The organism is Helicobacter saguini (genome assembly GCF_000762875.2).
Lineage (GTDB): Bacteria > Campylobacterota > Campylobacteria > Campylobacterales > Helicobacteraceae > Helicobacter_A > Helicobacter_A saguini.
The window spans coordinates 1-23,173 of sequence record NZ_JRMP02000022.1; the positions used below are offsets into that span (position 1 = coordinate 1).

Genomic DNA, 23,173 nt, shown 5'->3' on the forward strand with positions numbered 1-23,173 from the left:
GCGCAAAAAAGGGGCTTTGACTTGCTTGATTTATTCAATCAAAAATACCATTATAATGTGACAAATTTGGAGGGAAATGTTACTTATGGTTACGCTTTTGTGCTTAAAAAGGGCTATACTTTGAAACCATTCTTAGGTGCGAGCTACTACATTAGCACATCCACAGGCTATAATAGACAGGCAAGTGGCATTTTTGAAATTGATACAAGTGATAATGCGCGTCACGCAATCGGTGTAAATGTCGGCATCGAAGGGCGTAAATATTTCAAAAACCAAAGCTACATTTTCCTAAATGCGCAATTTCGCCAAGATGTGTATGTGCTAAAAGACAATCTAGATTCTAAACGTTTGTCGTCTTCTAATGTAAGTAACACTGAATCTAATCTTGCTTTCACTTTTGATTATCGTGGCGATAGTTTGCGTTCAAATATGTTTGTTACTGCTGGGGGCGAGCTAGCACTTGGTAGATTCTATATTAATACAAGCCTTACAAGCCACACATCAGTTATCTCAAAAGCCTTTGGCTTTGGCGCCAACGCAGGCATTCGCTTTGTGTTTTAGAATCTAAACATTGAAAATAATTTAGTAAAATAACGCATTGCATTTTAAAGGACATAAGGATGAAAAAGATTTTGTTGGTAATTATTTTATTGAATGTTGTGTTTGCTTATGATATATCTGGGCTTTATGATATGAGTTTTGGCGGGAATGATAATTATGTAGAAGTCTTTAAGAAAAACAACAAATATTATGCAGTCGCCTTTACAAATAAAGAAGAGATACAAAAAGGCGAGAACAATAAGCAAAATGTTGAAGCTAGTAAATACAGCGTTTTTGTATGGAATCTTTTGGAGACAACTAAAGGTAAGTATGAAAATGGTAAGATTTTAGATATGTTACATAAGCATATTTATTATGCAAGTGCAAAGTATGATGGTGGTAAATTTTTAGAAGTTAGAGTAAGTGAGGATAAAAAAGGAATTTTAGGCATGACATTAAAATGGCGAAAACTAGATTCTAAAGAGATAGAATCTTTAAAATCACGTCGTGTTGACATAAACAAATTGGCTTTACCTAAATAAATTATTTTGACTATATTTCTAAAAAATTTTTTATAATTCTTTTTCCATGTTTTTGCAAAATAGATTCTGGGTGAAATTGGATTCCGTATATTTTACATTTTTTTACCTTTATTGCCATTATTATTTTTTTACTATAAGCTAGGATTTTTATTTTAGGTTTTATAGAATCTATTTTTACTTGTAGAGAATGATAAAGAGCAATTTTTATAGGTGATTTAATATATTTAAAAAGGGTATTTTTTTTAAAATACATTTTATGTTTTTTTGCGTGTGTTGGAGTTGGCATTTTTACTACAGATTCACCAAATGCCTGTGCTATACATTGATGTCCAAGACAAATTCCTAGAATCCTTTTTGTTTTTGCAAAATATTTTATTGCATCTATAGAAACACCAGCATTTTGTGGATTACTAGGACCAGGTGAGATAATTAAATGAGTGAAATCGTATCTTAATATATCTTGCAAACCACATGTATTTTGTAAAACTATCGGTTTTATCTTTATAGATTCTAATAAATATACAATATTGTAAGTAAAAGAATCAAAATTATCTATTATTAAAACTTTGGCATTTTTATACTTACCCATTTTATAAATTCTAGATTTTAAACGACTTACGCGTATTCAGGCAGTGTGATTTCAAGGGAGCTAGGCAGTGAATCTGGTGACGCACTAAGGGCGTTTTGTGCCTCATCTATACTTTGCAGTTTAGAATCTTGCTCTGCATTATCCGCATTGCCCTGATTTGTGCCATTTTGCTGATTATTATCACGCGCACTAAAGTTTAAATCAAGGTTGTTGAAACCGATTTGCATTAAGTTTTGTCGCAATTCTTGTGCATTTTGGACAAACATTCCCATCACATTCGCATTACTTGTGATACTAACTTGCAAATCCTTGCCCTTTTTGCTAATGCTCATACTCACCTCGCCCAAATTCGCAGGGTTTAGTTCAAGGTTAATCTTAGTAATCGGTGGCTTATAATTCATCACCTCTTCTCTAAACTGCCCAGCAAAATTCCTAATCATTTCGCGCGCTAAGGCATTTTTATTGCTTAAATCCTGCTTGGCTTGCGCCGCATTTAGCTCTTGCTTTGCATCGACTTTTCCATTATCCGCAGCCTTTTCAGCGACTTTTTCATCGCTTTTCTTAGTCGCCACCGCTTCTTTTGCGTTGTCCGCCTTGACCTTTTCTTGCAACATAGAATCAAAAGGCTTATTCCCATCAATCTCAAAATTCACATCTTTTGGCAACTCTAAATCATTATCCGCCGCCGCGACAAACTCGCCTTGTTTAGCCCAGCCTTGCAAGTTTGGCGTTGCTCCATTTACGCCGTTCGCCCCAGCTTTTGGCACTTCTTTTAATGCGGCTGCTTTTTGCGCGTATTGTAGCATTACTTCAAGTCGTGCTTGATTACTTGCTAAGGTCTCTTCTAGGGCTTCATCGCCTGTGATTCCATGCAATTTTTCTAAGAAATCTTGCTGCATAGCCTCGTTTCTAATCGTAGGATTGATGATATTGCCCGGTTGCATCGTCGCTCGATTTATAACGACTGCTTTATCGCCATTTTCAACCTTAAACTGCAATTTCTCTTTATCATTTGCCGCTTTGCGTCTTGCATTTTCTGCCGCATCATATCGGTTTAGTAGCTCGGCTAGTAGCTTATCTTTTTCGCTCATTTCCTTATTTGTCGCATTTGCGATACTTGCAGCTACCGCTTGACCTTGCTGCTGAAGCGAATTTGCAAGGCGATTGCGATTATTATTTATGCTATCTAGCATTTCGCTATCCATTAAATCCTGCGGACCCACAGGGATTTTACGCCCTTGCTCGACAATATCAATCTTTTGCAAGTTTAGATTGCGCGCTTGTGCTTCCTTTTTCACATCGCTAAGCGTTTTTAGCTTTTCTTGCAATTCTTGCTCTTTAATTGCTTTTATTTCTTTGCTAGTTAGCTTTTTTGGCTCATCTGTATTATCGGCTTTTGGTAAATCGCCGTTATTTGCGCCCTTTGTATCGCCATTTCTAGCGCCAACATTTTTTAGATTTTTAGAATCTAGTTTTGAATCTTTTGCGTTTTCTAAGTTAGATTCTATATTTTCATCGCTTGGGGTTTCGGTATCTAGCGTAATGTCGCCTATCTCGGCGGTATCTTGTGGGGCTTCAAGCGTATCGTTTACCTCTTCTTTATTTAACGCCTTGCTTAAAGCGGATTTAGAATCTGCCGGAGTTGCTTTGGTATTTAGCGGAGTGGCGTTTGGCTCGATTTTAGCGGTATTTTTAGAATCTTTAGAATCTATATTTTTAGAATCTGTTTTAGATTCTGTAACTTTGGAATCTGTTTTAGAATCTGCTTTAGATTCTGTTTTTGTAGTTTTAGAATCTCCAGCTTTAGAATCTTGCGTAGTGGTTTTATTTTGCGTATTTGTGCCTTGTGCATTATTCGCACTTGCATTTGTCGTATCTGTCGCACTTTTAGCCTTATCTTGTGCGATACCTTGCGCCAACGCATCAGCAAATGTGCTATCATTTGTATTATTACTAGCCTTGCTATCATTTACTACTAATGGAGTGCTAGAAGCCCCAGTAGCATTAATATCCGCAACCATTTCCTAATCCTTAAAATGAAATACATAATTTATTAGCAAGTGGTAAGCAAATCCCATTCCGTTATCTATTTTTGGTAATCTCACACCACGCAGGTGGCAACAAGGCTTACAAGCCCAGCAAAGTAAATCTCGCTATTTTTGCTACTAACAATCAGCCGTTCCTTGCTTGGCGGTATCAAAGTATAGCTCTTGTCAAACTCGCGAAAACTTGCAAACACCGCACACGCCCCCGTCCCACACGCCTGTGTAATGCCCTCCACGCCGCGCTCAAAAGTCGCATAATGTATCACATCATTCTCGCGAAATGCGATGCTGACATTCGCATTGTGCTTGTGTCGTAGCTGCGATAAAAACTCCAAATCATCAAGCAGCCCATCAAACTCGCGCAAACTCTCACATTTACACACAAGATGCGGTATCCCAACCACGATTAACTCGAAATCATACAGGTTTTCGCGGCGAGATTCTACGAAACTCCCCTCAAAGCTAAACTTGCCAAGATTGCTTTGCACAAGGGCTTCTTTATCACTCTTAATATTTTGGATATTATTCTCAATAACGCCAACTTTGCTAAGGAAATTGTGCTTTAGCCCCGCGATATTATTGTGATAAGCATACAGAGTTACCGCACGTGACGCGTTTCCGCACATATTTGCGATACTGCCATCTGAGTTGTAAAACTCCCACTGATACGCGATTTGCTTAGAATCTAGCTCGCTAATTGCCTCTTCATCGCCCTTTTCATCGCTATTTTGAGCGTAAGGTAGCAGCACGACCAAGCCATCCGCGCCGATTCCATAGAATCTATTGCACATTTTTTTGGCATATTCACTGCGATTTTTATGCTCGAAAGTGTGAAAAATCAAAAAATCATTGCCACTCGCACAATATTTACTAAGTATCATAACTATCCTTTGCAGCAAGGTTATAATTTTTAGAATCTTTTTAAGATATTTTTATAAATATTTGATATTATACTAAAAAGTTTAAATATTTAATATTTTTTCACAAAATTATGGTATATATTTTTACAATTTTTATGCAATTTATAACTTTAAAGAGAAAAAATGCCTAATTTAGATTCTAATTTTGATACTTCTAATGATACGTCCTTTGGTGCTTCGTCCTTTGATGATTCGCCTTTTGATGATTCGCCGCCTTGGGATGTGAATTTTATCTCGCCAAATCCACTTGATGCCAAAATGCCATATAAACGTCCAAATTCGATATTTGATATGATGAAACCTACAAATAATAAAACAAAAGGCACAAAAAAGTTAGGGAATGTGGAATCTAATTCTTCATATTTACAAACCTCACAAGATTCTAACAAATTACAGAATCTAGATTCTAAAAATATGGAATCTAACACGCAAAATTCGCAGTTGCGAGATTCATATCAATCTATTCCCACCCAACCACCCTTTTTTAAGACTGAAATGAATCTCTCAACTGCGAATTTTGCCAACGAACAAGAAAATATAGAATCTAAAAACTTGGAAAAAGGAAACGAAATAGATTCTATAAAGATAAACGAAAAAGGGCGAGTCGAGCAAAGCTCGACAATTAATGGAAACGTGCGAAGCACGCAACCTTGTGAGCCCGCCCAACTCGCAGTGCTAAAAGCGGAAAGCACGTCCGCAGAAGTGCGGACGTCCGCTTTTAGCAAAGAGTTGGAAGAGCGGGGCTCTCCCCCTTTTAGCAAAAAAGCGGCGGCTTTTTGCGCAAAGGGGGAGCGGGGTGGGGGATTTGCGCTTTTTGCACAAAGTGCAAATGAACACCAAACAAACGATACACAAAATCACATAACAAATGACAATATAGATTCTAAAGAAAAATTGCAAAATATAGAATCTAGATTCAACGAAAACAACGAATATCCTAATTTAGATTCTAAAAAAGTTACAGAATCTATAATACAAGATTCTAAGAATTTACAGAATCTAGATTCTAATAACGTCGAAACACCCACCCCCCAACCCCCCTCCGCAAGGGAGGGGGGCTATCCTTACCAAGATTTTAAACCAAATAAAGATTCTATGAATACACAAGATTTAGCGAATCTAGATTCTAAAGAAAACACTGAATCTAAAGCGGCTTACTCCCCCTCCCTTGCGGAGGGGGATGGGGGGTGGGTCAAAAACCACGATAGCCAAGAAAACGTTACACTAAATATAAACGCCAACAAAAACCTAGATTCTATAGAATCTAAAAACGCACATTTTACAGAAAGCCAAAATATAGAATCTAATTCACAAGATTCCATAAAAAATAACGAAATCACAGAATCTAAAAAAACAAACAACTCCCAAGCCCTAGCCCTAAAATATCGCCCTAAAACCTTTAGCGAGTTAATCGGGCAAGATAGCGTAGCAAAGACTTTAAGCCTAGCCCTTGATAGCGAGAAAATCGCAAATGCCTATCTTTTCAGTGGCTTACGAGGTAGCGGAAAAACGAGTTCAGCTAGGATTTTTGCGCGATGTTTAGAGTGTGAAAAAAAAATAACAAGTCAGCCCTGCGGCACTTGCACTAATTGCAAAGAGGCGCTAAAAGGCACGCACATTGACATTATCGAGCTTGATGGTGCGAGCAATCGCGGCATTGACGCCATTCGCGACCTTATAGAGCAGACGAAATACCGCCCCGTGCTTGGTCGCTTCAAGGTTTTCATCATCGATGAGGTGCATATGCTGACAAAAGAGGCGTTTAACTCCCTGCTTAAGACCCTTGAAGAGCCGCCGCCATTTGTCAAATTTATCCTTGCGACTACCGACCCGCTAAAGCTTCCGCCCACAATCCTTAGTCGCACGCAACATTATCGTTTTAAGCAGATTCCTACCACGATTTTAAAGGCGCACCTAGAATCGATAATAAAAATAGAGGGCGTGAGTGCCGATAATGACGTGCTAAACCTGCTTATACGCAATGGTAGCGGCTCTGTTCGCGATACGCTCACGCTGTTAGACCAGGCTATCGTGTATTGCAGTGGCGTTTTGACTAGCCAAAAGGTTGCCACGATGTTAGGTAGCCTTGATTTGAGTGCGTTTGATAGCCTGTTTAACGCGCTTTTGCGGCGAGATATGAGTGCGTGCGTGGCTTTTGTGCGCGAGATTTCTAGCTATGAAATTGAGATGATTTTAGATACTTTGAGCGTGTATATTAGGGAAAAAATGTTGCTTGAAATACCGCAAATTCCGCCTATTTTAGGTATGCGATATGGCAATATTATCGCGGATAGCAAGGCGATGTTGCACCTTGATTGCGATGGTGAATTTTGCTTACTGCTTTGCGTTTTAAAGATGTTTGAGGCGCAAAAACTAACCGATATAACCACCGCCATTTCGCAAATGGAATCTAGCGTAGATTTCAAGGCATTGCAAGATTCTAATAAGGCTATGGAATCTAAACTACAAGATTCTATGAAAATAGATTCTAACAAAGCAACCCAAAATATAGAATCTAATTTAGATTCTAAGGCAAACAATGAAAATGCACAAAGTGCAAATGAAAACCAAAAAAACGACATGAAAAATACCGACTTTGGAAAAATAGATTCTATGGAATCTAAAGACGTTGTATTGCAAAATAATGACTTGCAAAAATTAGATTCTATAGAATCTAAAAACGTAGATTCTAACAACCTAGATATTTCGCAAACGCCCAACACAACAAATAATCTAGATTCTATAAAAAACAACGAAAATATAGAATCTAACATAACACAAGATTCTATCAAAGAGAGCACAAAACCCACAAAACCAAAATACCCAAAAAATATAACCGAAATTTTCCCGCAAAATCTAGATTCTAATTTCCAAACCCTAATCGCAAAAATTTATGACAGAGACTTCAAAATAGGCGAACTTTTTGAGAAAAAAGTTAGATTTAATGGAATTAATGGAAATGATTTGCATGTTACATTTTTTATGGATGAAAGCGAGTTAGACTTGCTTAGAAAAGGCTATAAAGGCTTATTAGCGCTAATTCGCGAAGTTTTTGGCGAAAAAACAGCCTTAAAAGTTGATAGCAAAGAAAGCCCACAAGCCCTAGACACCCTATTTAAAACGCCCATAACCCCGCCAGATTCTAACAATACAGAATCCAACCCAACACAACCACAAAATATAGAATCTAATCAAACACAATCACAAAAAGATTCCACACAACCACAAAATACAGAATCTAATATAGAATCTGTAACGCAAGATAATGCAAGTAAAGCTAAAGAATTTGTAACTCAAAATAAGGAAATGTTACAAAATATGAAAGAAAATCTCGGCATAAAAGAAATAAAAGTTATAAGTTTAGAAGACTTATAATTATAAATTTTGTAACTTTAATAAAGGAGAAAAATATGCAAAATTACAATCCAAAAGAAATAGAAGCAAAATGGCAAAAGATTTGGGCGGAAAGCAAGGCGTTTGAGCCGATTTTTGAGCCTTTTAGTTGTGAAAATATAGAATCTAATTTACAAGATTCTAAAAATCCTAATTTTTTAAGCAAAAACTTAGAATCTAAAACAGATTCTAAAAAAGAAAAAAGTTCTAAAAATCCTAACTCAAAAAATTTTGAAGTTCAAACGCAAAATTTAGAATCTAAAGAGCAACAAGATTCTAAAAACTTAGAATCTAACACCAAAAAAGATTCTAAAAATTTAGATTCTAAGAGTAAGCAAGATTCTAAAAAAGAAAAAAATAACTACCCAAATTTCCCCCCAAAAAAGTATATCCTTTCGATGTTCCCTTATCCTAGCGGGGCTATTCACATGGGACACGTTCGCAACTACTGCATAGGCGATGCGATGGCGCGATATTATCGTATGCAAGGCTTTAATGTGCTGCATCCTATCGGCTTTGACGCCTTTGGTATGCCAGCGGAAAATGCGGCTATAAAGCATAAAATCCACCCAAAAACTTGGACTTATGAAAATATGGATGTGATGTTAAAAGAGCTAAATTTGCTAGGTTTAAGCTTTTCTCAAGATAGAATCTTGGCTACTTGTGAGCCGCTTTATAGTAAATTTGAGCAGGAATTTTTTATACAAATGTGGGAAAAAGGCTTAGTCTATCGCAAAAAGGCGCTGCTAAACTGGTGTCCAAAAGATTTAACCGTGCTAGCAAATGAGCAAGTCATTGATGGAAAATGTTGGCGATGTGATACCGAAGTAGTGCAGAAAGAAATGTATCAATACTACCTTAAAATCACGCAATACGCGCAAGAATTGCTAGATGATTTGGAAAGCTTGCAAGGCAACTGGCCCCAGCAAGTAATAAGTATGCAAAAAAACTGGATAGGAAAGTCACGCGGACTTGAATTTGGCTTTAAGCTAGATTCTAAATCTGCTAACTTATTAGATAATAAAGTTAGTGAAATCATAGTTTATACAACTCGCTGTGATACGATATTTGGTGTTACATACTGCGTTATTGCCCCAGAGCATAAAATTGTAGATTTGCTAATTGAGAAAAGTTCTAAAAATGCTAACTTAGAAAATTTTGAAGTTCTAAGCAAAGATTGCATAGAATCAATTGAGCAAATGCGAAATCAAAGTGAGAAAGAAAGAGCAAAAGCTGACAAGCAAGGCGTAAAACTTCCTATTTTTGTAATTCATCCCTTAACGCAAGAGAAACTCCCTGTTTATGTAGCAAATTTCGTCCTTGCAAGTTATGGAAGTGGCGCTGTTATGAGCGTTCCAGCCCATGATGAAAGAGATTTTGAGTTTGCTACTAAGTATAATTTGCCTATAAAACAAGTTATAAAAATTGAAACTAATGAGAGCTTAGATTCTAAAAATCATAACTTAAAAAAAGCTATAGTTGATGATGGAATCTTAATAAATAGTGATAAATACACAGGCTTAAAAAGTAAGGAAGCAAGGCAAAAAATCACGCAAGATTTTGAACGCGACAATAAAGGAAAAGGCGTGACAAACTTTAAACTACGCGACTGGGGCATATCAAGGCAACGCTACTGGGGCACACCCATACCGCTAATTCACTGCAATTGCTGCGGCGTGGTCGCGGAAACTAACCTACCTGTCACGCTCCCGCAAGATATTGAAATCACAGGGGAGGGAAATCCGCTTGAAAAGCACCCTACTTGGAAGCATACAAAATGCCCAAAATGCCACATGGACGCAGTGCGTGAGACTGATACGATGGATACATTTATGGAATCTAGCTGGTATTTTTTGCGTTATACCACGCCACCAGAAGTTAGGAAAAATGTAGCTTTTGAGCCAAAAAGTTTGAATTATTTTATGGCGGTTGATGAGTATATCGGCGGGATTGAACATGCGATTTTGCACCTGCTTTATGCGCGATTTTTCACAAAAGTGTTGCGTGATTTAGGCTATTTTAAATTTAGCGAGCCATTTTCTGCGCTTTTAACGCAAGGAATGGTCTTAAAAAGTGGTGCAAAAATGAGTAAAAGTAAGGGAAATGTGGTCGAGCCACGCGACATTATAGAAGCCTATGGTGCGGATACGGCGCGGCTTTTCACGCTTTTTGCTGCCCCGCCAACTTACGCACTTGAATGGAGCGATGAGGGCGTGAAAGGCTGCTATAAATTTATCAATCGTTTGTTTGATAGAAAAGGGCGCGTGATTAAGGGCTTTAAGTTTGATAGCTTGGGTGAGAAAAAAAATAACAAGTCCGTGCTACAAAGCCCTTTGAGTGTAGAAAATCTTAGCAAAGATTCTAAAATCGCGCGCTTTAAAGTCTATGATGCCCTGCAAAAATATCATAACATTTTTAGCAAAAAGTTAGAGGGCTTTCCATTTAATGTGATTATCGCGGCGTGTATGGAGGCGCATAATGCGTTGAGTGCGCAGGAAAATGATTCTGTGTTTAGCGAGGGGTATTTTATTTTGCTGCATATTTTGGAGAGTTTTATTCCACATATTGCAAGTGAGCTAAGTCAAGAGTTATTTAATCTGCAAAATTTTAGCCCTATAGTTATAGATTCTAGAGCTTTTATCCAAGATGAAATTACTTATGCGGTTAGCATAAATGGTAAAAAACGCGCCCAAATTAGCGTAGATTCTAGTGCGTCCCAAGATTTGATTGTAACCCTTGCAAAAGATTCAGTCAGTAAATGGCTAACTAGTGCCATCAAAAAGGAAATTTTCATACCAAATAAAATGATAAACTTTGTGATGTGAAATATATAAAAAACATAATGATTTAAAGTAACATAGACCCCAACCACTTGTATAGAATCTATGCTTATAGAATCTAAAATCAGTGTCCCACGATAATGCCAGGGATGATGTAAGCTATAAAGGCAGTCCAGATTCCTATAAATACTACAAAGCCTATTGAGTATTTAAGTGTGAATCTAAATAAGTCGCTTTCTTTCCCTACAAGTCCAACGGCAGCACAAGCAATTGCGATACTTTGCGGGCTTATCATCTTGCCAACCACGCCGCCAACGGTGTTTGCCGCAAGGAATAGCACTTCAGGCTCGCCTAGCACTCTAGCTGCCGCTTGTTGCAATGGACCAAAAAGCAGGTTCGCACTCGTATCACTTCCTGTTAGGAATACGCCAAGCCACCCGATAAATGGTGAAAAGAATGGGAATAACCCCCCTGTGTGCGATAGTGCGATACCCATAGTAGCCGCTTGTCCGCTATTTTTGGCTACAAAGGCAAATGCCACGACTAAGCCGATTGTTACAATAGGGATAAACATTTCTTTCAATGTCTCGCTTGCGGCTTCTGTGATTTGATTACCTTTAGCGCGTAACACTAAAATGCTAACTAACGCTGCTAGTAAAATAGCAGTCCCAGGATTTTGTATAAGATTCCACTTCCAAGTCGCATCAAGTGGCTTAGGCTCAGTTACAAGCGGGGCTACTTGCATTACTTGATTATGTAGCCCTTGCATTGCAAATGTGATATTCGTATCCTTTAACGCACCATCAGCGCCAAATAGCGACTTAAACGCAGGGATACCAGCAAACCCCGGGAAATTCCAAATCGCAATCGCAATAACTAGCAAGATAAAAGGCATCCACGCAATAACAATCGTGCCGATAGGATATTGCTTTTGCATTTTAGCATCTTTTAAATCAATCTCACTTTGCCCCTCGCCTGTATAAACATGCTTTGGCTGCCAAAATTTTAGGAAAATCGAAGTCGCAGCAATAGACGCAATAGCAGAAATAATATCAGGCAGCTCCGCACCTAAATAATTTGAGCTCCAGTATTGCACCACAGCAAAGGAAGTCGCCGCTACAAATACCGCTGGAAAAGTCTCTTTCACTCCTTTCATACCACTCATTAAAAATACGATAAAAAATGGCACAAACATCGTTAGCGGTGGTAACATCCGCCCAACCATAGCCGAAATATCTCCAGAATCTACGCCAACAGCCCCGCCTAACGCAATGATAGGGATTCCCACCGCACCAAAGGCAACAGGCGCGGTATTAGCAATCATACAAAGCCCAGCAGCATAAAGCGGACGAAAGCCTAAGCCCACAAGCAGTGCTGCCGTAATCGCCACAGGACCACCAAAGCCGATAGCCCCTTCCAAAAACGCACCAAAACAAAAGGCAATCAAAATCACCTGCAACCGCTGGTCAGGCGTAATCGCCATAACGCTCTGCTTCAAAATCTCAAAATAGCCCGTTTTTACCGCGATTTTATACAAGAAAATAGCCGCGATAATAATCCACGCAATAGGCCAAAGCCCTGTAAGAAAGCCCTGCACAAAGCTTAAAGCGACCATATTAAAAGGCATTTTATACACAAAAAGTGCAATTAGCATACTTAAAACTACCGTAAGACTTGCCGCCATCCAGCCCTTTAGCTTCAGCCACACAAGGCACACCAAAAACAAAATGATAGGCAAAAGTGCGACAATCGCACTAAGCCAAATACTATCGCCCACAGGCGTATAATTTTGCGTCCAAATTTCCACTTTGAATCCTTTATGTTTTAGTCAAGTGTATTTATAATAACATAAATTGAAACTATTGTGAAAAAAATATTGCGTTTTGTGAATTTTGCAAGGGCGTTTAGAAAAAAATGGGAAAAAATGTAAAAAAATGTTGTGTTATAGAATCTTTACATTACGCAAATGTTACAAATTTTGCAATTTGTGATTAAATTTCTTATTTTTATTAGATTTTAATAATAAAGTGGTTTTAGATATATTATAATGGTTAGATTCTAAGAATGGAGAAGTAAGATGAGTGTGGATTTTAAGGCGGAAGCATTTGGGTTTAAGTTTAGATTTAAGGTTGAAAGCGAGTTAGAAAACCTGCATATTCCAAAGAAATACATTAGATTCTATAATGAAGCAAAGCTATTCTTGCACGATGGTGATGAAAAATCACAAACTAGATTCTATAACATAGACAACAAACAAAATATAGAATCTAAGGGCTTATCAAAAGCTAAATCAAAAACCAAAAATCTTAGAATCTACAAAGACTACTTGCGGCGATTTGCCTATGGGCTTGATGCAAGCTGCTATCGATATATCCCAAAGCTTGTAATTTGGGCTAAAAGTGAAAGCGAGATTCAGCAGATTTTACACTTAGCAAATAAACACAATACACCCTTAACATTTCGCGCTGGTGGGACTTCACTTAGCGGGCAGGCGTGTAGTGATAGCATTTTAGTCGTGTGTAATGAGAATTTTAAAAATATCGAAATCAAAGGCGTGAATGCAGATTCTATAAAACTAGAGTGCGGTGTGATAGGTGCTGATGCAAACGCCGCCCTAAAAAAATATAATAAAAAAATAGGACCAGACCCAGCCACTATAAATAACGCACTAATCGGCGGAATCTTTTCAAATAACTCAAGTGGAATGTGCTGTGGCGTAAAGCAAAATAGCTATCAAACAATCAAATCTATCCGCGTGATTCTAAATGATGGCTACATTTTGGATACGAGCGAAAGTATAGAATCTTTTAAGCAAACTCACGCTCATATTGTAGAATCTCTCCTAAATTTGAGCCACGAAATAAAGCAAGATTCTGCCTTGAGCGAGTTTATAAAACATAAATTTAAAATAAAAAATACCACCGGTTATGCGATAAATGCTTTGGTTGATTTTAGTGATATTAAAGATATTTTAAATCATATTTTTATCGGGGCGGAAGGCACTTTAGGCTTCGTATCTAAGGTAGAGTATGAATGCGTGCAGGATTTCACACATAAAGCCTGTGCGTTATTATTCTATGAAAATTTAAGCATAGCAAGTTATGCAATTAAGATTCTAGCAAAAAATGAAAATATTGTGAGTGCGGCGGAGATTATGGACTATGCCTCGCTTGATTCTGTAAAAGGGCTAAAGGGTATGCCAGATTCTATACATAAGATAAATAAAGGGAATTGCGCTATTTTGGTGCAAATGGAAAGTGATAATTTAGAATCTTTAAATGCGAATATAGAATCTATTAAAACGCAATTAGATTCTATCCCTACGCTTTTTGGTAATACTTTTAGCTTTGATAAAAAGGAGCAGGAGTCTTGGTGGAAAATAAGAAAAGGAATACTGCCCCTAGCTGCCGCTACGCGTCCTAGCGGGAGCATTGTAATAACTGAAGATATTTGCTTTGAAATTGAGCATTTTACGCAAGGCATTGAGGGCATTGAAAAGCTATTTGAAAAGTATAGCTTTAAAGGAATAATCTTTGGTCACGCACTAAGTGGGAATGTGCATTTTATCATTACGCCGCTTTTAAGTGTGGAGAGTGAAAAGGTTAGATTTGGCGAATTTATGGATGCGTTGGTGAATCTTGTGGTAAGTTTCAATGGTAGTATAAAGGCTGAACATGGCACGGGGCGGATGATGGCGCCTTTTGTAGAGACTGAGTGGGGGGCTAAGGCTTACGCGATAAATAAGCGTATAAAGGCGATATTTGATTCTAAGAATTTGATAAATCCAGATGTGATAATAACGCAGGATAAGCAAATCCACTTGAAAAATTTGAAACCGGCTGAAGCAAACCAGATTGAAGATTATTTAGATGCGTGTATGGAATGTGGCTTTTGTGAAAAGATTTGTCCTTCACGCAATTTGACTTTAACGCCAAGACAAAGGATAGCGGTGTATAGGGAAATAAAGCGTTTGGAATCTAAACTAAATAGTCATGTTGAGCGGAGCGAAACTACAAACACAGAATCTAAAAACAAAGATTCTATAGAATCTCTTGAGCTAAAAGCATTGCAAAAAGGCTATAAATATTTAGGCATTGAGACCTGTGCTACTTGCTCGATGTGTGCGACACTTTGTCCGCTTGAGATTGATACGGCTAAAATTGCTACAAATTTATCTCAAAAGCATAATATGCTAGATTCTATGATTGTAAAAAGCTTTGCAAATAATATAAATCGCACTACTAAAATTGCAAAAGCGAGTGTGAAAATCGCAAATGCTACACAAAGCATAGTTGGTAAAAAAAATGCAAAAAAGCTAACAAATTTCTTGCATAAAAAGATAGATACGCCTTTACTTTTAGAATCTTTCCCTACGCCAAATAACTATAGGCTAGAAAATAAAATCGTTAGTAACGCTCAAGGTAAGAGCAAAAATGGCGAAGTGATTTTCTTTACATCTTGCTTAAATCGTATGTTTGCTCCAAGTAAAAGTGCGAGTGATAAAAGAAGCATCGCGCAAGTGTTTGAAAGCCTTTGTAAAAAGGCTGGATTCAATGTGATTTATCCAAAAAATATAGAATCTTTATGCTGTGGTAAGGCGTATAAAAATCATAAAAATATTGAAAAAAAGCTAGCAAGTGATACTTATAACGCACTAAGATTAGAATCTAAAAATGGCGAGATTCCTATTGTATGCGACCATAGCGCGTGTAGCTTGGAGATTTTTAAGACGATAAAGCAACAAGATTGCTTAGAATCTAAATTAAGATTCTATGATTTAAGTGCCTTTGTATTAGAATATCTAATCCCGCATTTAACAATCACGCCATTAGATTCTATAAATAAAAATGTAGCCATTTACGCACCCTGCTCCACTCGCAATATCGCTTTGAAAAGTGAAAAAATAAGCTGGGAAGATTCTATATTTAAACTAGCAAAATTATGCGGTGCAAATGTAATCAATGATAGCAACACAAAATGCTGTGGCTTTGCGGGAAACAAGGGCTTTTTTACTCCCGAACTAAATGAAAGTGCATTATCACACTTTGGCGAAAATTATGTGTGTGAAAATATAGAATCTAATTCCAAAGATTCTAAGTTTATAGAATCTAATCCGCAAAATCGCAATATTTTTAGTAATTGCAAAAATGGCTTTAGTAGCTCTAGCACTTGCGAAATAGGACTTAGCGATAAGACAAACTTCATTTGGCAGCACATAATCTACTTAGTAGATTCCCACAGCAAATAAAAATTATAGAATCTAAATATTTATCTAAATGTATTAAAATTTTACACATTTAAGATTCTATAAAAGGAGCAAGAAATGACAGCATTATTACTAAATGGCGGTAAAAAATTTGCTGAAAGCACCGGGAGATTAAGCGATACACTGCAAAATGTGGCAAAAGAATACTTAGAATCTAAAGGCTTTCAGGTGCTAGAAACGCACATTGATAAAGGCTACAACGAGCAAGATGAGGTGCAAAAGTGGCTTGATTCTAACCTTATCGTGTGGCAAATGCCTGCGTGGTGGATGGGCGAGCCTTACATCGTAAAGGAGTATATTGACAAGGTTTTTATGGCGGGCTTTGGCAAGATTTTTAAAAGTGATGGGCGTCACGCTGATAATCCAAATGTGAATTATGGCAAGGGAGGGCTTTTGCAGGGTAAAAAGGCGTTGTTTAGCGTGACTTGGAATGCGCCCTTAAATGCGTTTGTGGATAAAAATGAGTTTTTTGAGGGCGTTGGCGTGGAGGGCGTGTATTTGCACTTTCGCAAGATTCATGAGTTTATCGGTATGAGTGTGCTGCCCATTTTTATGTGTAATGATGTGATGAAAAACCCGCAAATAGAGCAATACATCGCAAATTACAAGGCACATTTGGAAAAATATATAAACTAGATTCTAGAATTTTATTAAAACATAGAATCTATAAAACTACAAATTTAAAATTTAAGTGGTAAAATATAGATTTTTAAAGGAGCAACAATGCCAATTCTGCAATTATTTATTATTTTTGTCGTGCTTATTTCAATTACATATTTTGTATTAAAATTGTTAGGGTATGTTATACCTGTGTTGTTATGGCTGGTAGGTTTTATTGTTATTGTTGCACTCATTTGTGCTTTCACGGCTATTTTTTACACAAAGATTCAAGACTATTTTAAAAATAACCAAAGAGATTAATCACAGAATGTTGTAAAATATTATTTTACTTTTGTATGTTTTCTTGTTTTATTATCTATTTTGTGGTTTGTATTATTTGTTATACATGAGAGTGTTTGTAATCTTAGAATCTAAACACAAAATTACTTCGCCTTGGCACGTTTGCGTAAATTTGGCTCTAGAATCTTTTTTCGTATGCGAATGTTTTGTGGCGTGATTTCTAGGATTTCATCATCTTCTATCCACTCCAAAGCCCTTTCCAAAGTTAGCTCACGTGGCGGGACAAGTTTTATGGCGTCATCGCTCCCACTAGCTCGCATATTTGTTAGGTGCTTTGACTTTATAGGATTGACATCTAAGTCATTATCGCGGCTATGCTCGCCGATTACCATTCCCACATACACTTTCGTTTGCGGTCCTACAAATAGCGCGCCACGTTCTTGAATGTTAAATAGGCTAAAGCCCGTTGCCTCGCCATTTTCCATACTTATCAACGCGCCATTTTTACGCGACTCCACGCTCCCACTAAACTCGCGAAACTCCAAAAAACTATGATTCATCACGCCCTCTCCCTTAGTATCGGTCAAAAACTCGCTACGATAACCGATAAGCCCACGCGCTGGGATTTCAAACTCAAGACGCGTATAGCCATCATTCATAGGATTCATCGCTTTCATCTCAGCCTTTCGCCGCCCTAGCTTTTCAATTATCGCGCCGCTAAAATCCTGCGGCGTATCAATCACCAAATGTTCAAATGGCTCTTTTTTCACGCCATCCTCGACTTTCACAATCACCTCAGGACGCGAAATGCTAAACTCAAAGCCCTCACGCCGCAAATTCTCGGCTAAAATTGTAATTTGCAATTCGCCTCGACCGCTAACCTTGAATTTCCCCTCGCCCATTTCCTCACATCTCATCGCAATGTTTGTTTGCATTTCTTTTAACAATCTATCTTTTATCTTATTTGCCGTCACGTGCTTACCTTCAAGCCCTGCAAGTGGGCTATCATTTACGGCGAAATGCACGCTCATCGTAGGCTCTTCTAAGTGCATAGGGTCAAGCGGCATAGGGTTTGCAGGGTCAACTATAGAATCTCCCACATCCACAGCGTTAAATCCAGCTATTGCCACGATATCGCCGGCTTCAGCAGATTCTATCTCAGTGCGCGCTAAGCCTAAAAAGCCGATAAGTTTAGTGATACGTCCGCTCTCTTTTTCGCCATCACTCTTAGCCAAAAGCACACTTTCACCCTTTTTTACACGCCCATTAAACACACGTGCAATGCCGATTTTACCGACATAGTTGTCATAATCAAGCGTGAAAACCTGCATTTGCAACGGATTATCCACACTACCGCTTGGAGCTGGGACGTGAGTGATAATGGCTTGGAAAAGTGGCTCTAGATTCTTACGCTCATCTTCTAGCTCGGCAATAGCGTATCCATCGCGCGCCGCGGCATAAATCACGGGGAAATCAAGCTGCGAATCATTTGCGCCCATCGCTACAAAAAGGTCAAAGACTTCATCTACCACGCGGTCAGGCTCTGCGGCTGGTTTGTCGATTTTATTCACCACGACAATGGGCTTTAAGCCAAAATTCAACGCCTTTTTTACGACAAATTTAGTCTGTGGCATAACGCCCTCTTGGGCATCTACAAGCAGCAACACGCCATCGACCATTTTTAGCACACGCTCGACCTCTCCGCCAAAGTCGGCGTGTCCGGGCGTATCAATAATGTTAATTTTTGTCCCCTTATAATTTATCGCGGTATTTTTGCTTAAAATCGTAATGCCACGCTCACGCTCCAAGTCGTTGCTATCCATTACGCGCTCGCTAATTTGCTCCCTATCGCTAAATGTCCCACTCTGCGTAAGTAAGCCATCCACAAGTGTGGTCTTACCATGGTCTACGTGGGCTATCACGGCTATATTTCGAATATCTTGCATTTATTTTGTCCTTTTTAGGGTTAGATTCTATAATTTGGAAAATTGTAGCTAAAAAGTATTAAATATGCGTATTTTAATATATATAAATTTATAGAATCTATATATAATTACCTTTTAAAATTAGTAAAAAGAGAATAGTATGAAAACGCATCTTAGTAAAAAGTTATTAGAGCGGCTTTTTGTCGCGGCATCAATTCGCAGGTGGAATGATAAGGCGACACCGCTTGAGTTTGTCGAGCTTGATAAGCAGGCACACAAGATTATTTTAGCCTTTATTTTTGCAAAATATGAGGATGAAAAAATTGAAAGGGAATATGCTAAAAATCATAATAATTTGAAAGAAAAGTTAGGGAATACAGAATCTAATGGAGAATTTTGCAAACAAGATTCTAAGGCAGATTCTAAAGAAACAAAAGATTCTAAAAATCATAATATTTCAGGCAAAAAGTTAGGGCATAAACACACAAAAGATTCTAATAAAAATGCTAAAAAGTTAGGAAATATAGAATCTAATTTAGATTCTAAAATCCAAATGCCCACCCACCACCCCATTAATGAAAACATAGAATCTAACACGCAAAAGCCACCCCACGATACTATCGATAAAAATAAACCGCGAAAAATAAATTACATTTTGCTAATCGAGCAGTTTTTATATGAGTTTTTTGAGCGAGTCGTGCTAACTGATATTAAGCCGCCTGTTTTTCACAAGCTGAAAGCAACGCATGGAGCAGAATTAAGCGAATTTGTAGAATCTACGCTAAAAAATGAGCTAGAAAATTACACTTTTTTTAAAAATATGCGTGAATATTTGGCGAATAAAAATTCACATATACAAAGTTCTAAAAATCATAACTTAGATTCTAAAACTACTACAACTTTTGAGCCTAAAAATTCTAAAAATCATAGTTCAAATTCAAACTTATATTCTAAAAATCCTAACTTTAAAGAGCAAAATATAGAATCTAAGATTCTATCCGCTGCGCATTTTTACGCTTCAAAATGGGAATTTGACATTATTTATCATTTTAACCCAAAGCTGTATGATATGGAGAATATCAAACGCATAATTGATGCGCAAAATGAGAGTTTTTACGACTTAGAGGGGATGAAAAATGCGATACTTTATAGCGATTTACGCGAAGTTTTGGGAATGTTTGCTGAGCTTAGATTCCAAAAAAGGTGGAGTCAAACGCCGCGTATTCCGCAAACTTCGGTCTTAGGACATATGCTAATCGTGGCAATTAGTGCGTTTTTGCTTAGTTGTGATTTAAATGTGTGCGAGCAAATGCGACTAAATCACTTTTTTGGTGGGCTTTTTCACGACTTGCCAGAGGTTTTGACGCGCGATATTATTTCGCCCATAAAACGCAGTGTCAAAGGGCTTGATGGCATTATTAAGGGCATTGAAAAGGAGGAAATGGAGAGCAAGATTCTAAGCCGTCTGCCAGAATTTATCGCGCGTGATATTCGTTTTTGGAGTGAAAATGAGTTCGCAAATCGCGTGATTTTGGGTGATTGCGTGCGATGTGATATAGAATCTAGCGAGATTTTTTCGCGTTATAATGAGAATGAATATCGGCCTGTGTGTGGGGAACTTTTAAAATTTTGCGATAAATTATCCGCATTTTTAGAGGCTAGAATCTCCATTGCACACGGACTTTCAAGCCCTGATTTGCTAAGTGGTTCGCTTGAAATTTATGAGCAATTAAAGGATAAAAAAATAAATGGTATGGATGTTGGCTTTTTGCTTAAGGAATTTATGTAAAATAGAATTTTTGTAATTAAAAGTTATAGAATCTACGTGCGGATTTTCGGGCTAAGAAGCCTTAAGCCGATGCTAAAAAAGTGATTTTTCCCATCAAAACTATTGCCATAAGTGCTATCGATTTGAAACATATCCTCTAGTAGCCACGTGCGAAGCCCAACCTGAAAAATAAAAGGGTCAAATTGTGCATAATACACCTCGCCGATAAAAAAAATGCGCGAACTAAGTTGCGCCTCCATTCCTAGCCCGGCTGAAAAAATATGCGTTTTTAAATTCGCCAAGTTATAGCCGACATTCGCGTGAAACACGAGCTTAGAATCTAACAATACAAGCGAAGCTGGGATATAAAAATATAGCTCATCTAGCTGATAATTATAGGGCGTATTTTGCGTTAAGGCGTTACCCACAGCGATACCTATGCCCCAGTTTTTTTTATCCGCATCCACAAAAAGCTTTTTTATTTGGAATCTAAACGCGCTATTTTCCAAGCCGATGTCGCCACCTAGCGAAATCTCAGTATCCCAAAGCAAGTTACACGCAGGGAGTGCCCAAATCTCGCTAGCCGTATTGATATGAAACTCAGCCCAAGTCTCAAGCTGGCAATGTCCATAAGGCACAACGCGCGCATCATCGGTATTCATCGGGCGCGCGGCATATAGCAGTGCAGTATTGAGCGCGACAAAAGCGATAAAAACACATATTTTTTTAAACATACTAACCTTAACACATAGAATCTTGCTAATATTATAACTTACTAAAGCAATTTTTAAGATTCTTAACGTTAAGCAAAAGTAATAATTGTGTTTTTGTGATTTTATTTGTGATATTTATGATATTAAACGTTTCTAAAATTTTATATCTTATAATTTTAAATTTTACAAACTTATAGAATCTAGTAGCAAACAAAAGGCGAAATATGGAATCTACCACAATCATAACCAGATTTGCCCCATCTCCTACCGGGCATTTGCATATCGGCGGACTAAGAACCGCGCTTTATAACTACATTTACGCACGCGCTAAAAAGGGCAAATTCCTTTTGCGAATCGAAGATACCGACACAAAACGCAACTCAAAAGAAGCTCTTGATGGCATACTAGAAGCATTCAAATGGGTCGGGCTAGATTACGATTCCCCCACACTTTTCCAAAGCCAAAGGACGCAAATCTATCAAGAATACGCCGACAAACTCCTAAAGGACGGAAAAGCCTATTATTGCTACCTAACAAAAGAAGAGCTAGAGAAAATCCGCGAGAGCCGCGCTGCAAACCACGCAGAGCTAACGAGAAAATACCGCGACTTCACAGGCACTCCGCCAGCTGATATAAAGCCTAGTGTGCGGATAAAAGCCCCGCTAAGCGGCAATGTGAGCTTTATTGATGGCATTAAGGGCGAGATTAGTTTCGCGGCAAGTGAAGTCGATGATTTTGTGATTTTACGCAGCGATGGGACGCCAACTTACAACTTTGTCGTGGCTATCGATGACGCACTTAGCGGTATCACAGACCTTATGCGCGGCGATGACCACATTAGCAATACGCCTAAGCAAATTGTCGTGTATAACGCACTAGGCTTTCACATTCCGCGATTTTACCACATCCCTATGATTTGCAATGAAAAAGGGCAGAAACTAAGCAAACGCGATGGTGCGTTATCCGTGCTAGAATATCGCGCCGCAGGCATTTTGCCCGCTGCTTTGCTTAATTTTTTGTTTCGGCTTGGCTTTAGCTATGGCGATAAGGAGATTTTTTCTATGAGCGAAATGCAGGAGTGCTTTAATCCAAATGAGATTAATAGCAAGGCTTCGGCTTGTAATTTCTCTAAACTTTTTTGGCTAAATAGCGAGTATATCAAGGCTTTATCGGTTGTGGAGCTAAGTGATTTGCTTGGGCTAAATGACTTAGATTCTATGCTTGGGGGCGATTTTAAGAATGATAGAATCACGGCGTTGTTTGAAGAGATTAAACCACGTGTAAATAACCTTGTGGATTTTAAAAAGGGCGTGGGCGAGGTGATTTTGACGCCGATGATAGGGAATGAAAATGGGGTTAAATTTGTGGAATCTATTTTAGATTCTAACAAGTCTTGCGATTTGAAAGATTCTAAATTAGCCCCTGCTTTGTATGATAAGGCGATGAAAGAAAAGCTGTTTTCTGCAACACATGAAGCCTTGCTTGTAGAGACTTTAAAGGATTTTAGCGATAGTTTATTTGAAATAGATTCTATAAAAAGTGTGGAATCTGGCAAAGATTTGATACATAATTTTAGTAAAAATATAGAATCTAAGTTTAAGGAAGCAGGGTTGAAACCAAGTGTATTTATGCAGTCCTTGCGTTTTGCGCTTTTAGGGCAAAAGGGCGGCATAGATTTGGGCGCGGCGTTATTTATCTTAGGGAAAACCGAAGTGCAATTCCGCACAAACAAACACTTGCAAATTATCCTTAAAACCTGGTCTTAAATAATTGGATATTACTAAAGGGATTT

Annotated in this window: 15 protein-coding genes and 1 pseudogene; 10 read left to right on the forward strand and 6 right to left on the reverse strand. The window is 38.0% G+C overall.

Going from position 1 to position 23,173, the window contains the following annotated elements; genetic code table 11:
* Both LS64_RS10585 and LS64_RS10590 read left to right on the forward strand, forming a co-directional pair.
* A partial coding sequence (locus LS64_RS10585) for an autotransporter domain-containing protein (protein WP_138127343.1) occupies positions 1-561 on the forward strand: 561 nt, incomplete at its 5' end.
* A 59-nt stretch (positions 562-620) separates the two neighbouring features.
* On the forward strand, positions 621-1,082 hold the full coding sequence (locus tag LS64_RS10590; RefSeq protein ID WP_052062519.1) for a DUF2147 domain-containing protein: 462 nt from the start codon (positions 621-623) through the stop codon (positions 1,080-1,082).
* Positions 1,083-1,092: 10 nt separating this feature from the next.
* Here LS64_RS10590 and LS64_RS10595 read toward each other — a convergent pair whose 3' ends face one another.
* The 3 genes from LS64_RS10595 to dapF all read right to left on the reverse strand — a co-directional run bounded on the left by LS64_RS10595 (position 1,093) and on the right by dapF (position 4,597).
* A complete protein-coding gene (locus LS64_RS10595; protein WP_034572263.1) occupies positions 1,093-1,671 on the reverse strand; it encodes an anthranilate synthase component II in 579 nt (192 codons plus the stop codon).
* A 26-nt stretch (positions 1,672-1,697) separates the two neighbouring features.
* Entirely contained in the window at positions 1,698-3,692 is a 1,995-nt protein-coding gene (fliK, locus tag LS64_RS10600; protein WP_052062518.1) for a flagellar hook-length control protein FliK, read from the reverse strand.
* An 80-nt stretch (positions 3,693-3,772) separates the two neighbouring features.
* Positions 3,773-4,597: a diaminopimelate epimerase gene (gene dapF / locus LS64_RS10605; RefSeq protein WP_034572260.1), complete on the reverse strand. Its 825-nt coding sequence runs from the start codon at positions 4,595-4,597 to the stop codon at positions 3,773-3,775.
* A 162-nt stretch (positions 4,598-4,759) separates the two neighbouring features.
* Here dapF and dnaX point away from each other — a divergent pair, with 162 nt between their 5' ends.
* The gene (gene dnaX / locus LS64_RS10610; RefSeq protein ID WP_118962136.1) at positions 4,760-8,011 is read left to right on the forward strand and encodes a DNA polymerase III subunit gamma/tau; all 3,252 of its coding nucleotides are present in this window, start codon (positions 4,760-4,762) and stop codon (positions 8,009-8,011) included.
* Positions 8,012-8,046: 35 nt separating this feature from the next.
* Positions 8,047-10,854, forward strand: a complete 2,808-nt coding sequence (gene leuS / locus LS64_RS10615; RefSeq protein ID WP_081948365.1) for a leucine--tRNA ligase — start codon at positions 8,047-8,049, stop codon at positions 10,852-10,854.
* A gap of 79 nt (positions 10,855-10,933) precedes the next feature.
* On the opposite strand, the gene LS64_RS10620 is transcribed toward leuS, so the two are convergent.
* Entirely contained in the window at positions 10,934-12,610 is a 1,677-nt protein-coding gene (locus LS64_RS10620) for a lactate permease LctP family transporter (protein ID WP_034574830.1), read from the reverse strand.
* A gap of 276 nt (positions 12,611-12,886) precedes the next feature.
* On the opposite strand from LS64_RS10620, the gene LS64_RS10625 reads away from it, so the two are divergent.
* The 3 genes from LS64_RS10625 (at position 12,887) to LS64_RS10635 (ending at position 16,996) form a co-directional block, all read left to right on the forward strand.
* Entirely contained in the window at positions 12,887-16,057 is a 3,171-nt protein-coding gene (locus tag LS64_RS10625; protein ID WP_081948366.1) for an FAD-binding and (Fe-S)-binding domain-containing protein, read from the forward strand.
* Between the two features lie 75 nt (positions 16,058-16,132).
* Complete coding sequence (locus LS64_RS10630) at positions 16,133-16,711, forward strand: NAD(P)H-dependent oxidoreductase (RefSeq protein ID WP_034573063.1); 579 nt, start codon at positions 16,133-16,135, stop codon at positions 16,709-16,711.
* Positions 16,712-16,798: 87 nt separating this feature from the next.
* Positions 16,799-16,996 carry a hypothetical protein gene (locus tag LS64_RS10635; RefSeq protein WP_034573066.1) on the forward strand — a complete coding sequence of 66 codons (198 nt, stop codon included), beginning with the start codon at positions 16,799-16,801 and terminating at the stop codon, positions 16,994-16,996.
* 122 nt (positions 16,997-17,118) lie between these two features.
* Here the strand turns inward: LS64_RS10635 and typA are convergent, their stop codons facing one another.
* Positions 17,119-18,921: a translational GTPase TypA gene (typA, locus tag LS64_RS10640; protein ID WP_034573069.1), complete on the reverse strand. Its 1,803-nt coding sequence runs from the start codon at positions 18,919-18,921 to the stop codon at positions 17,119-17,121.
* A 139-nt stretch (positions 18,922-19,060) separates the two neighbouring features.
* Here typA and LS64_RS10645 point away from each other — a divergent pair.
* A pseudogene (locus LS64_RS10645) lies at positions 19,061-19,207 on the forward strand (HD domain-containing protein); the annotation flags it as partial.
* A gap of 246 nt (positions 19,208-19,453) precedes the next feature.
* Positions 19,454-20,689, forward strand: coding sequence for an HD domain-containing protein (locus LS64_RS14040; protein WP_337190728.1), 1,236 nt, complete (start codon positions 19,454-19,456; stop codon positions 20,687-20,689).
* A gap of 32 nt (positions 20,690-20,721) precedes the next feature.
* Here LS64_RS14040 and LS64_RS10655 read toward each other — a convergent pair whose 3' ends face one another.
* Positions 20,722-21,402 (reverse strand): hypothetical protein, encoded by a 681-nt coding sequence (locus LS64_RS10655; RefSeq protein ID WP_118949101.1) that lies wholly within the window; start codon positions 21,400-21,402, stop codon positions 20,722-20,724.
* A gap of 203 nt (positions 21,403-21,605) precedes the next feature.
* On the opposite strand from LS64_RS10655, the gene gltX reads away from it, so the two are divergent.
* On the forward strand, positions 21,606-23,147 hold the full coding sequence (gltX, locus tag LS64_RS10660) for a glutamate--tRNA ligase (RefSeq protein ID WP_034573076.1): 1,542 nt from the start codon (positions 21,606-21,608) through the stop codon (positions 23,145-23,147).
* Positions 23,148-23,173 lie beyond the last annotated feature (26 nt).

What these genes read in the sequence shown, in the direction of transcription:
- LS64_RS10590 (WP_052062519.1), top strand. Translation starts at nt 621, where the DNA reads ATGAAAAAGATTTTGTTGGTAATTATTTTATTGAATGTTGTGTTTGCT.
- LS64_RS10630 (WP_034573063.1), top strand. Translation starts at nt 16,133, where the DNA reads ATGACAGCATTATTACTAAATGGCGGTAAAAAATTTGCTGAAAGCACC.
- LS64_RS10595 (WP_034572263.1), bottom strand. Translation starts at nt 1,671, where the DNA reads ATGGGTAAGTATAAAAATGCCAAAGTTTTAATAATAGATAATTTTGAT.
- fliK (WP_052062518.1), bottom strand. Translation starts at nt 3,692, where the DNA reads ATGGTTGCGGATATTAATGCTACTGGGGCTTCTAGCACTCCATTAGTA.
- LS64_RS10655 (WP_118949101.1), bottom strand. Translation starts at nt 21,402, where the DNA reads ATGTTTAAAAAAATATGTGTTTTTATCGCTTTTGTCGCGCTCAATACT.
- LS64_RS14040 (WP_337190728.1), top strand. Translation starts at nt 19,454, where the DNA reads ATGCCCACCCACCACCCCATTAATGAAAACATAGAATCTAACACGCAA.
- LS64_RS10635 (WP_034573066.1), top strand. Translation starts at nt 16,799, where the DNA reads ATGCCAATTCTGCAATTATTTATTATTTTTGTCGTGCTTATTTCAATT.
- LS64_RS10625 (WP_081948366.1), top strand. Translation starts at nt 12,887, where the DNA reads ATGAGTGTGGATTTTAAGGCGGAAGCATTTGGGTTTAAGTTTAGATTT.
- gltX (WP_034573076.1), top strand. Translation starts at nt 21,606, where the DNA reads ATGGAATCTACCACAATCATAACCAGATTTGCCCCATCTCCTACCGGG.
- leuS (WP_081948365.1), top strand. Translation starts at nt 8,047, where the DNA reads ATGCAAAATTACAATCCAAAAGAAATAGAAGCAAAATGGCAAAAGATT.
- dapF (WP_034572260.1), bottom strand. Translation starts at nt 4,597, where the DNA reads ATGATACTTAGTAAATATTGTGCGAGTGGCAATGATTTTTTGATTTTT.
- typA (WP_034573069.1), bottom strand. Translation starts at nt 18,921, where the DNA reads ATGCAAGATATTCGAAATATAGCCGTGATAGCCCACGTAGACCATGGT.
- dnaX (WP_118962136.1), top strand. Translation starts at nt 4,760, where the DNA reads ATGCCTAATTTAGATTCTAATTTTGATACTTCTAATGATACGTCCTTT.